The sequence below is a fragment of the Siphonobacter sp. BAB-5385 genome, assembly GCF_002261125.1.
In the GTDB taxonomy this organism is placed as follows: domain Bacteria; phylum Bacteroidota; class Bacteroidia; order Cytophagales; family Spirosomataceae; genus Siphonobacter.
On the sequence record NZ_NMPS01000117.1, the window covers coordinates 1 to 8,659 of the forward strand.

Consider the following 8,659-nt stretch of genomic DNA (forward strand, 5'->3'; position numbering starts at 1 on the left):
ATAAATGATGGTCACGGGCAAAGTCACGATACTCACGTACCGTCTTAGTATCACCCGCCCGATATGAAAACCGAGCAATGTACCAGGACTTACCAGCATCCATTTTGCTGGTCACTTTTTCGGGCTTGATGGTGATCACCAGATCGCAGAGCGTTTTACGTTCGTAAAAAACAGGCTGCATCATCCGGTACAGCTCTGATACTGACGTATTATTGAACATGAGAGCCGCCACGCAGTTATCAGCGTCGATAAAGAAGAACTCCGCCCATACTTCCCGCTCCGAGCGGGTAAACAGGGTGTCTTCAAAAATGCGGTAGGCAATCGGCTGGAAGGAAAATTCCGTGATGGGTTTTCCGATGGAGTCCGTCAGGATGCGTTCACCGTAGAGGTTGAATTGACCATTTTGGCCGTTGAAACGATACTCGCGGGGGTGGCCTTCCAGATACAGGAACTTGCTTTCCGTATTAATAAGGCCGGTTTCTTCATCTACCCGCTCAACCTGATAAGATTTAAGCGTAGGCAGGGTGGCCACTGCTGCCGTTTCGGGCTGAGCAGCTTCTGATTTTTTTTCGAAAGCTTTTACTTCGTCAGACTTTGACATGATATAGGAAAGGTTTGATTGTGAACTAATTGACTAGGCAATCCGACTGATTACGACAACCTTATACGTCGGATCTATTACCATAACCTGAGCGGCTGGCGGCGGCATCAGTTTGTCGAGCCGCTTGCGGTTTCTGCTCATTCTGTGCTGGAAAACCCAACCGGAAAGCTTCACCCGTAACAACATCCGATTCGATTTATGCAAGGTGATTCCTGTCCGCTGTTTGCGGCGAGTAGATCGTTTCATAAAAGAATGTTAGTAGTGGGGCCGAAGCCCCTGTTGTTATCGGTGGTAGACTTGGTAGACGTTTCCGGTGCTGTAGTCGTAGCGGTCAGAGAAGTTGTGTTCCGGGTCTCTGAGCTTCCGCTCGGCTGATTCGATGCCTTCTTTGCCTAGCAGGGTGAAAGCTTCGCCGATCGTGATTCCTAACTCTTCGGCTAGTGCCTCAGCCAGCTTAAACCGCTTGGCTGGCGGCAGGCTGTTTGGGTTGTCTTTAAAATTCATAGTGCTTATTTGTTTTTCGATTACATATCAAAATAAGCATATAATTTTGACTTATCCAAACTAAATATCAAAATAAGTTAATTATTTTGATGTAAAAAGTTCGTTAAAAGTTTCGAGGTCTTTTCGCTTTATGCGGTAATGACCCCCATCCGTTTTAACCGCATTAAGTTTGATGACTTTACGCGTCTGAGGATGTTTGCGACCCTTATTAATCCAGGCTTTGATGGTATAATCACTCAGCCTTAATTCGGTGGCTACATCGGTAACGGTTAGAAATGGTTTGTCTTGTTTTTCGAAAAACAGACGCTCCATTCGAGAAAGCTGATTACTGAGTAAGTCTACCTGAGTCAGCAGCTTCGTTAGTTCCGGAATATGTACTTCCATACTTAAGACGATTGAAAGGATTTACGATTGTCGATAATGGCACGACCTACAGACTTAGAAGCACGTGTACAAGCCAGCTCGCACTGGGCATTACCCCGCAGACTATGGTTCTCTATATTCTCAGTTGCCAAAGATTCTGCCAGCTGGACAGCAGCTAATTCAACGCGGGAAAGATGGTCACGAATATTTTGCGATTTTTCGAGTCCTTTTTTCATTCGTACTACTTCTGAAGTACCACCAAATAGACCCGCGTACACCGCATTGGTACAATTTCGATAACCTTCCTGCTTGACTCCGTGGGTGGCTAACGTGGAAGTAAAGGCTTTACGAGTTGCCACCCCATTTACGCGGGCTTCAATTCACTTATCGTCTTTTCCCTTACGCTTCCACCCCAGAGTGGCCCGTTCCTGACCTCGTTTCAAAGCAAGCTCCGGATTAGCCTCCTCTTCTAAGCGTTCTAAGAAAACCCGGTTTACCTGTACGGCTAGGTCAGGACTTAAATACTGGGCATACTCTAAAGCGATTTGTACATGAGCCCAAGTACCGCCACTGTACCGACCTTTGGCAGTTTTTAAAAGTGATTTTAAATCACATTTAAAAAACTTAGCTGTTGCTTTTATGAAGCCGACCGCCTCTTCCTGACGGACCCAAAATGCTGGTCTTTTACTATCATCAGCCCCGCATGCTTTCCATAAATCCGTCAGACTAATCATTTCCCCGTCCTGGGATATGTTCATCGAATGACCATTAAATACGATTAGCTTTTCCATATCGATCAGGCAAGCATGGTCTGTAGACGGTTTGTCAGCATAATCTGACGTTCTGTCTTTGCAGGTTCATAGTTGTCATACATCTCAAGAGCGTCAACAACTCTTTCTACGGTACTCTCTTTTACCTCCTTGCCCTCACGTAACCTCGCTAACGTAGCTGTACTTATGTCGGCGAGCTTGCAGAAAAACATAATCCCCTTCCCCTTATCGTGCGACATAGCACCAAACCGATGGTTTAGTTTTTGTCTGATGTCTTCTGGCAATTGCATAAGAATCAATATCTTCGTTGCTAATAAAATGTTCAATCACGACACAAATATATCAATGGTATTGAATATATCAATAACGTTGAAAATATTATTTTAAATAATTCAATGCCTATATCAGAAAGACTAATTGAACTTATTCAGGAACAGGGTCTTAAGCAAAGAGAAGTTGCTGAAAAATTAGAATTGCAGCAATCATCTGTTTCAATGATATTGAAGGGAGGTAAAACGTCTTTAGAAACATTGATCAAAGCGGCTGATATTTTCGGAGTCACTCTTGATTGGCTAGTTCTTGGAATAGGTCACAAATATCGGAATCAGTCTTTCCTTGTGCCGGTTGGTTCGGATCACTTCACGAAAGAAGATATAGAGCAAGCAACTCAGGATAAGCAGCACTTAATAGAGGTATTAAAAAAATCTCTTGAACAGTGTCAGAGAAACGAAGAAACCTATCGTAATCTATACTTGAAGACCCAGCAACAATTATGAAAGCCTTAGTATTGTTTTGTATTCTATCTCCATTTATTGCTTTTAGTCAAGATTGCAAGGGTACTAAGAAACATATAGACGACTTTGATGGAACCACCCACATACAATCAATTAGTCGCCCGTTTGATTCTCATACCCTTAGACTTCAAAAATCCATCTTTAAGGACGGTGCAATCCTTTATAATGCATACTTCGATGCTAATAGCACTAGCCTAGATATTGAGTCTAAAACCCTAGAAGTGCTGTTAGACAATGGCGAGAACTATACCTTCAATGAATTAAGGGACGTAAAAACTGAAGCAATAGGTGTGTCGGCAGGAGCTACATACCGCTATACAGCTAGAGTAACACTTACCGAAAAAGACAGGGAAGTGCTAGCAAGGCATCAAGTAAAAAATACCGTATAAATGGGATTGCTACGCGTGACATGGTGCCGGGCGAAAGTAAATATGTCCAAAAGATTTCTGAATGCCTTTTTAGATGATCATGAATACACCTTCAATCTCAGCTCAGGACTATCAAGCCTTGCTTACTGCGATGGCTTCGCAGACGTTTTTCTATATCCTCACAATCACCCAAAAAACGGAGGAAATTGCACCGGCTGACCTGGCTGAAACGTTACTACCGATCCACCCGCTTACCCTGGCAGGGCTCAACACGGCAATCAGTCGGCTTTCGAAAATCAGTATTTTGGAAAGCAACGGCTCCATCTATCACCACCATCGTACCTACCACGTTCATCCACGCTTTAAAGACATGGTTGAGTATTTAACCAAGCCTCTACACAGCAAGGAGATTGAAAAGGCTATTGAGGATTTTAATAAAAGGAAAGAAAAGGGCGAGTTACTTATTCAGCAACGCCTTCGTCAGCAGAAGGTTTAGAGCGTGGGTTAGAGAAGTACTCTACTTTCTCAATGATGTATTCGTCAGTCTCCAAAGGAAAACGATCATCAGGCATACGGCTGGAAAAATGAGTATAGGAAATTCCTATTTTTTTGCCCCTTCCTCAACGGTGCCTTTTTCAACGTCTCCGTCTCCGCCAATACGTCGAAATAAAGCTGTAGCACTATCAGTGGTAGCACCTAAGCCAGTTCTTTTATCTCGAAGCAGATATTGTTGATTTTTTTTCTTTGCCATAATAGAACAATTTCAACAAAAATAACATCTTATTTTGATGATATGCAAATAAGTCGCTGGATTGATAAGACGAAAATAGATAAAAGTGGAGCGGCTCCGATCATGATCACCATTACCTACCAAGGTCAACGTAGTCGGTTTTCCTCTAAATACAAAATAGAACCCAAGTACTGGAACGATGCGAAGGAAATCATAAAAGGATCCGCAGCCTTTGCTGAGGTAGTCAACCAGCGACTTGAAGAGTGGTCTGTGATCATTCGCTTAGCCTGGCATCACCTGGAAAGTCCGTTTGGAAAGGTGGATAAGCAGGCCTTTGAAACGCTGATCGAAAACCTGTGGATAACTTGGGATAAAATCAAGGCCGATACCTCAGGCGATCTGAAACTGGAACAGAAGCGACTGCTTGATGAGACCCTGCAAGGCCAAAAGCCCCAGATCCTGCTTTCTGACTTTTGGACTATTTACGATCAGGATCACGCCGCCATTCACCAGCACAGTTTCCTGCGTAAATTTCGATCAGTCCGTGATCATCTGGAGGCCTATAAGCCCGACATCGATTTCAAGGACTTTACGCTTTCCTTTTTTAATCGGTACGTAAACTTTCTGGCTGGCGAGCAGGACCTGGCTGATGCGACCATTGAAAGCAATATCAAGAAAATAAAGTCGCTTTTAAAGTATGCCGATATTACGGGCGTTGCGGTGCCGAAGGATTACGCCCTGTTTAAATTTACCTCCGCTAATCCCGACCGGGTGTTTCTTCGCTGGAATGAAGTCATGCAGCTCTGGGATTATCACTTTCATATTGATGAAGATCGTATGGTAGCCGATCAATTTTTGACGGCCTGCTTTACGGGCTTCCGATACAGTGATCTTATTAAGCTGGGTCAGTCCTATTCGCAAAGCAAGGAAATTCCAGTCTTTGCCCTCCGCCAGCAAAAAACCCGCGAGTCGGTTTCAGTCGCTCTTAATGACTACGCAGCAGAAATCTGGAAACGATACGACGGTACTCTTTTTAATGAGGAAAATCTATTGAGCCCCCAGAAATTCAACGTTGCTCTAAAAACGGTAGCCCGCCGGGCAAAGATCGATGCGGCTACCAAAGTAACGGAATTCAAAAAAGGCAAGGCACTCGAAACCTTCGTTCCTAAATACGAAGTCATCAGCTCCCACACGGGCCGACATACCTTTGCTGTCAATTCGATCGAGAAAGGCATGCCCTTGGAGGTCCTACAAAAAATCTTAGGACATCAGAACATTCAGTCCACGCTGGTTTACGCTAAAATCGTCGATGAGTTCAAGCATCAGACCATGCTTGAGGTTTGGAAGAAAAAATAGCCTTAGTGGCAAATTAGGTGGCAGGTTTCATCTTTACTGGGCTAAATCCTTATCCGACTAAGCCAGAGAATAAGTATAAAAATATTTAGGCTCTGGCTTAGTCAAATTATCAGAGGAACGGCAAAGAATCTGGTGTCTCCTACAGGGCCCACTCTTATAATCAAGCACTTGGCATTTTTTGCTGGGTGCTTTTTTGTTGGATGAGCCACTATATTTAGAGCATTCCATGCACGATCACTTTCTACGCGTGGGTAAGAATGATCTGTGAGTTAAGCTTTTACCTTGTCTCCAACTGTAACTAAGGGATGCTAAAAGTAAGACTTAAATGAGGCACCGCTCCTACACAAGTGAAGTGCTTTTCTGCTCAGTATAGTGAATTTGACGATCGTCTTCACGTCACCGTACTCGTTGAGGATTTCGGACATTCTCTTTTCAGCAATACCTCGGTTGTGAGTTAAATCTTCTAGGCATTCTTTGAACGGCCTTTCTTGACGTCTGAGGAAGGGAGGAATGAACGTTTACAAGCCACCACTTGGATGCATCCTCAATGCTTGTAAATGTTTGCATGGTTTAAAGCATCTAAGCGGCTTTTTTTCTAGTTTTATCCGCAACCTTACCAACCAGCCTCATGATGCTTGCCTATTACATTTCTCAACTCGAAAGCCTGTTTAACGGTCAGCCCTGGCTGGATGAAACCCTTTTGAAAAAAACGGGTAAGTTATCCAGTGAGCAGGCTTTCCAAAGACCTTATCCCCACGTTCACTCAGTAGCTGAGATCCTGGCTCACCTGATTGCCTGGCGTCAGGTGTTAATTAAGCGACTGGAAGGCAACTACGCGTATCAAATTCAAATGCAGGGTTCCCAAGACTGGCCTTCACTGGAGCAACTTCGGGTATCAGGATGGAAAGCTTTACAGGAGCAGCTGGTAAGCAATCAGACTCGCTTGATTGCATTGTTAAAACACCAGCCACAGGGAGTGTTATCGACCCACTACAACGAACAGGGGCATACGTTTGAATACCTCATCAATGGCATCATTCAACATGACCTTTATCACCTGGGGCAGATCGGCTTAGTGATAAGCATGCTCAAGCACTACTAACCTTTATCTAAGTTAACTTCTTTTAACGTATAGCCCACTTGTCTGATTAAAGGTTGAGCAGTAGCTTTCTGGCCTGAACTATCCAACCGCTCTATCCATGAAACGTCTTTACTGGATTGTACTATGGGTACTTGGCTTTACCTCTTGCAAGCCTGACCCCCAGGAACTCACTTCTCCCCTCGACTATACAGACTGGGTTGCCATTGTTTCGCCGGAACCTAAAGCCGTAGAAGCTGTTTACGGTAACATGGATAGCCTGCTAGTCATTAGTACCGGCCTTCAAATCTACTATACTACCAATTATGGCAAAACCTGGAGTAAGTCTGACCAAGGCCATTCCGGGGTGCGTGGTTTTATCGCCCATGGCGACTCCCTGTTTGCTTTGACTACCGAGTATCAATGGACTGGTAATCCAACCGTTTATGCCAATTCTGCCCAAATGGTTAGCCTGGATAAAGGGGTTAGTTGGAAGGTTTTGCCGAGACCTACTGATTTGTTTGTTCCTCGCAACCGAGTCGCTGCTCCGAATGGCATTACTTATGAAATAGACGAGGTTCGAACGCCTACCCATCCTGGAGCTACGTCAACGTTTTGGGTAGACTATCCCGGCGTTAAGACTTCGAACCGCAGGCACTTGTCCATCCCAGAGGTGCATCAAATCCAAAGCATCCGTCTGGACAGTCAAGGCAGACTCTACGTGGCAGCTTCGGCCCCTATTTGTGAGAGACGTGAGAACTTTGCCTTTTGCAAAGACAAGAATAGTGTCATCTACGTCTCTAAAAAGCCATTACCCTGATCTGAAATCCATCCAATGAAGAAGCCTACCCATGACAGCGGATAGGCTTTCTTGGTTATACTGGCTGCTTATAACCTCCCCGTTATGAAACGATTTTTCCTTGTTGTCTGCCTTTCGTCTGCCTGTACTTCGGGGCCTAAAGAAAATACGCATCAGCCTGCTTTTGATACACTTGAGGGAAGCTTTAAAGGTGAATATATTCCTCATAACTATTCCTTTAAAATTACCAGGGATGGAACAGTGCTATTTTGGAAGCATCGCGATATTGATATTAATTACTTCCAGGGGCAGGTTGCCTCAAGTGTCATTCGTAAATTAACCACCGCTATTGACTCCCTTTATTATTATGAAGCGGATAGTGCCTCAACAGGAATAGTTGCTGACGCTTTTACCTACAATCTTTGGATACACCAAGCAAACCGAACGGTACGCAAAGCCCGCGGTTATTCTAACGTAGCTTCGCCAAGCGTTGTGGCTTTAGCTTACAGCTTAACACCACTCTTTGACACGTTAGAGCTGAAACCCACTTCTAAAAAATTCCATTTTGGAAGCTATGTACCCATACCCCCTCCCCCGCCAGCTCCATTGCCAAACCCACGCTGAAATCTCTTCCACCTATCTACTTTACATTGGCCTCTCCACAGAGAGATTGAGCGAAAAGGTGGAGAAATGCCGGGTTTTCGGGTAGGTGTTTGCGTGCGAGTGCACGCATTTCACCTTTGGCCGAGGGTCGTTTGCAAAAAGTGATAAGGATCCCAAGGAGACCTTTAGCCTACGTTATTCCAGGACTGTGAAGCAATTCATATTCCCATATTTTAGAATCAAATCTCCCACCTTGGGGAAACCATGGCTAACCTCGCACAATACCAGGTGGTCCCAACTATTCATTAGGTACTTACCCGATGCGTCTATAATGGATTAATGTACAATCTTTTCACTAAGGTCATTTCTCTCAATTACCTCCAAAAGTTTATCTCTACTATGATCGTTGACTATAACTTGGATATGCGTTTCACTAACAGTCATAAAGCCTTTCAGCAACTCAGGAAGCCTTTCCCAAGTTGAATCATTGGGGCAATGTTTAATCAAGTCGTATAGTAGGTCTGACTCTGAAGACATAAATCTTTCAAGTTGTTGCCTGTCGTGAAAGATAAGGTATTTAGGCATTACAGGTGGAGGTCTTCACTCAAAGCAAGATAAGGCGTTTTCAAATATCCCCAAAAAGACATTATAATGCCGCCCTCACCGGTATTTAGCCGACTCAGTTTTGAGTTG

General features: G+C 44.2%; 14 protein-coding genes. 7 read left to right on the forward strand and 7 right to left on the reverse strand.

The genetic code is table 11. The annotated features are described in order from the left end of the window. The 6 genes from BWI93_RS11560 to BWI93_RS11580 form a co-directional block, all read right to left on the reverse strand. Positions 1 to 601, reverse strand: a 601-nt coding sequence (locus tag BWI93_RS11560; RefSeq protein WP_094811417.1) for a hypothetical protein, incomplete at its 3' end; no start/stop codon positions are given. Between the two features lie 33 nt (positions 602 to 634). Beyond that, entirely contained in the window at positions 635 to 847 is a 213-nt protein-coding gene (locus BWI93_RS27430; RefSeq protein WP_141217438.1) for a hypothetical protein, read from the reverse strand. Between the two features lie 36 nt (positions 848 to 883). Continuing rightward, entirely contained in the window at positions 884 to 1,105 is a 222-nt protein-coding gene (locus tag BWI93_RS11565; RefSeq protein ID WP_094811420.1) for a hypothetical protein, read from the reverse strand. Between the two features lie 81 nt (positions 1,106 to 1,186). Then, a complete protein-coding gene (locus tag BWI93_RS11570; protein WP_094811422.1) occupies positions 1,187 to 1,489 on the reverse strand; it encodes a helix-turn-helix domain-containing protein in 303 nt (100 codons plus the stop codon). A 2-nt stretch (positions 1,490 to 1,491) separates the two neighbouring features. Beyond that, positions 1,492 to 1,827, reverse strand: coding sequence for a hypothetical protein (locus BWI93_RS11575; protein WP_094811424.1), 336 nt, complete (start codon positions 1,825 to 1,827; stop codon positions 1,492 to 1,494). Positions 1,828 to 1,848: 21 nt separating this feature from the next. Further along, complete coding sequence (locus BWI93_RS11580) at positions 1,849 to 2,259, reverse strand: KilA-N domain-containing protein (RefSeq protein WP_094811426.1); 411 nt, start codon at positions 2,257 to 2,259, stop codon at positions 1,849 to 1,851. A gap of 374 nt (positions 2,260 to 2,633) precedes the next feature. Between BWI93_RS11580 and BWI93_RS11590 the strand changes: the two genes are divergently transcribed. The 3 genes from BWI93_RS11590 (at position 2,634) to BWI93_RS11600 (ending at position 3,896) form a co-directional block, all read left to right on the forward strand. Further along, positions 2,634 to 3,014 carry a helix-turn-helix domain-containing protein gene (locus BWI93_RS11590; RefSeq protein WP_094811430.1) on the forward strand — a complete coding sequence of 127 codons (381 nt, stop codon included), beginning with the start codon at positions 2,634 to 2,636 and terminating at the stop codon, positions 3,012 to 3,014. Beyond that, positions 3,011 to 3,421 carry a hypothetical protein gene (locus BWI93_RS11595; RefSeq protein WP_094811432.1) on the forward strand — a complete coding sequence of 137 codons (411 nt, stop codon included), beginning with the start codon at positions 3,011 to 3,013 and terminating at the stop codon, positions 3,419 to 3,421. The genes BWI93_RS11590 and BWI93_RS11595 overlap by 4 nt, the downstream gene beginning before the upstream one ends. 73 nt (positions 3,422 to 3,494) lie before the next feature. After that, the gene (locus BWI93_RS11600; protein ID WP_094811435.1) at positions 3,495 to 3,896 is read left to right on the forward strand and encodes a hypothetical protein; all 402 of its coding nucleotides are present in this window, start codon (positions 3,495 to 3,497) and stop codon (positions 3,894 to 3,896) included. Positions 3,897 to 4,001: 105 nt separating this feature from the next. Here the strand turns inward: BWI93_RS11600 and BWI93_RS27765 are convergent, their stop codons facing one another. Continuing rightward, positions 4,002 to 4,151, reverse strand: coding sequence for a hypothetical protein (locus tag BWI93_RS27765; protein WP_176454200.1), 150 nt, complete (start codon positions 4,149 to 4,151; stop codon positions 4,002 to 4,004). A gap of 42 nt (positions 4,152 to 4,193) precedes the next feature. On the opposite strand from BWI93_RS27765, the gene BWI93_RS11605 reads away from it, so the two are divergent. From BWI93_RS11605 to BWI93_RS27435, 4 genes are all read left to right on the forward strand, one after another. Then, positions 4,194 to 5,486 carry a site-specific integrase gene (locus tag BWI93_RS11605; RefSeq protein WP_094811437.1) on the forward strand — a complete coding sequence of 431 codons (1,293 nt, stop codon included), beginning with the start codon at positions 4,194 to 4,196 and terminating at the stop codon, positions 5,484 to 5,486. Between the two features lie 628 nt (positions 5,487 to 6,114). Then, positions 6,115 to 6,588: a DinB family protein gene (locus tag BWI93_RS11610; RefSeq protein WP_094811439.1), complete on the forward strand. Its 474-nt coding sequence runs from the start codon at positions 6,115 to 6,117 to the stop codon at positions 6,586 to 6,588. 97 nt (positions 6,589 to 6,685) lie between these two features. Continuing rightward, positions 6,686 to 7,384 (forward strand): hypothetical protein, encoded by a 699-nt coding sequence (locus tag BWI93_RS11615; protein WP_094811441.1) that lies wholly within the window; start codon positions 6,686 to 6,688, stop codon positions 7,382 to 7,384. Between the two features lie 84 nt (positions 7,385 to 7,468). Next, on the forward strand, positions 7,469 to 7,987 hold the full coding sequence (locus BWI93_RS27435; RefSeq protein WP_141217440.1) for a hypothetical protein: 519 nt from the start codon (positions 7,469 to 7,471) through the stop codon (positions 7,985 to 7,987). Positions 7,988 to 8,659 lie beyond the last annotated feature (672 nt).

Excerpts from the sequence above, each read along its gene's own strand:
- BWI93_RS27430 (WP_141217438.1), bottom strand. The coding sequence starts at position 847 with ATGAAACGATCTACTCGCCGCAAACAGCGGACAGGAATCACCTTGCAT.
- BWI93_RS11580 (WP_094811426.1), bottom strand. The coding sequence starts at position 2,259 with ATGGAAAAGCTAATCGTATTTAATGGTCATTCGATGAACATATCCCAG.
- BWI93_RS11595 (WP_094811432.1), top strand. The coding sequence starts at position 3,011 with ATGAAAGCCTTAGTATTGTTTTGTATTCTATCTCCATTTATTGCTTTT.
- BWI93_RS11615 (WP_094811441.1), top strand. The coding sequence starts at position 6,686 with ATGAAACGTCTTTACTGGATTGTACTATGGGTACTTGGCTTTACCTCT.
- BWI93_RS27765 (WP_176454200.1), bottom strand. The coding sequence starts at position 4,151 with ATGGCAAAGAAAAAAAATCAACAATATCTGCTTCGAGATAAAAGAACT.
- BWI93_RS11600 (WP_094811435.1), top strand. The coding sequence starts at position 3,495 with ATGATCATGAATACACCTTCAATCTCAGCTCAGGACTATCAAGCCTTG.
- BWI93_RS11590 (WP_094811430.1), top strand. The coding sequence starts at position 2,634 with ATGCCTATATCAGAAAGACTAATTGAACTTATTCAGGAACAGGGTCTT.
- BWI93_RS11610 (WP_094811439.1), top strand. The coding sequence starts at position 6,115 with ATGATGCTTGCCTATTACATTTCTCAACTCGAAAGCCTGTTTAACGGT.
- BWI93_RS11570 (WP_094811422.1), bottom strand. The coding sequence starts at position 1,489 with ATGGAAGTACATATTCCGGAACTAACGAAGCTGCTGACTCAGGTAGAC.
- BWI93_RS11565 (WP_094811420.1), bottom strand. The coding sequence starts at position 1,105 with ATGAATTTTAAAGACAACCCAAACAGCCTGCCGCCAGCCAAGCGGTTT.
- BWI93_RS27435 (WP_141217440.1), top strand. The coding sequence starts at position 7,469 with ATGAAACGATTTTTCCTTGTTGTCTGCCTTTCGTCTGCCTGTACTTCG.
- BWI93_RS11605 (WP_094811437.1), top strand. The coding sequence starts at position 4,194 with ATGCAAATAAGTCGCTGGATTGATAAGACGAAAATAGATAAAAGTGGA.